At 51.3% G+C, this 866-nt stretch carries 1 protein-coding gene; it reads right to left on the reverse strand.

The genetic code is table 11. The features are described 5' to 3' along the window. Window positions 1–854 (reverse strand): pyruvate, phosphate dikinase (locus NZ900_09730; protein ID MCS7234358.1); only part of this gene is annotated, 854 nt, incomplete at its 3' end. Window positions 855–866: the final 12 nt, after the last annotated feature.

Genomic DNA, 866 nt, shown 5'->3' on the forward strand with positions numbered 1-866 from the left:
GAGGCGCTGACATAGTCAAGCCCTGCTTCGTGGAAGAATTTTACGCTGTCAGGGTCTCCTCCATGTTCACCGCAGATACCTACTTCGAGGTGTGGGTTTGATTTCTTGCCCTCCTCCGTCGCTGTTTTCACTAGCCTTCCAACACCCGTAACATCGATTGACTCAAACGGGTTACGCGGAAGTATCTTCTTCTCGAGATAGTCAGCCATGAACTTAGCTTCGGCGTCGTCTCTGCTGAACCCAAAGGTTGTCTGAGTCAGGTCGTTGGTTCCGAAGGAGAAGAAATCAGCGACTTCAGCGATTTCGGCTGCTGTTAGAGCGGCTCTGGGAGTCTCTATCATCGTTCCGACCTTGTAGTCGATTCTCTCCCCCAACTCTTCAAACACCTTCGACGCCGTCTCGTCTATTATTTTCCGGAGAGCGGCCAGTTCAGCACGCTCGCTCACCAGCGGAAGCATAATCTGAATTTTCGCTGTATCACCTAGTTTTCGTCTAACATCGATCGCAGCAGTCAGAATAGCCCTAACCTGCATCTCGTAAATTTCCGGATACCTTATCGCGAGCCTACATCCACGATGGCCGAGCATCGGGTTGTGCTCCTTCAACACCATGACTTTCCGGAGTAGTTCCTGACGGGCTGCAATCTCCTTCTCAGTTCCGGGTTTTGAAGCCAACTCGAACATTTCCTTGAGGATCTGTTCGGCGGGTGGGAGAAATTCGTGTAAAGGAAGGTCAAGGAGTCTCACCGTCACGGGCAGACCTCTCATGACTGCAAAGATCTGACGAAAGTCATCGACTTGGAACGGGAGAAGCTTCGCGAGGGCGGCCCTCCTTTCTTCTTGAGTTTGAGCCATTATCATTTCTCT

The organism is Synergistota bacterium (assembly GCA_025060595.1).
Classification (GTDB): Bacteria; Synergistota; GBS-1; order GBS-1; family GBS-1; genus 42-11.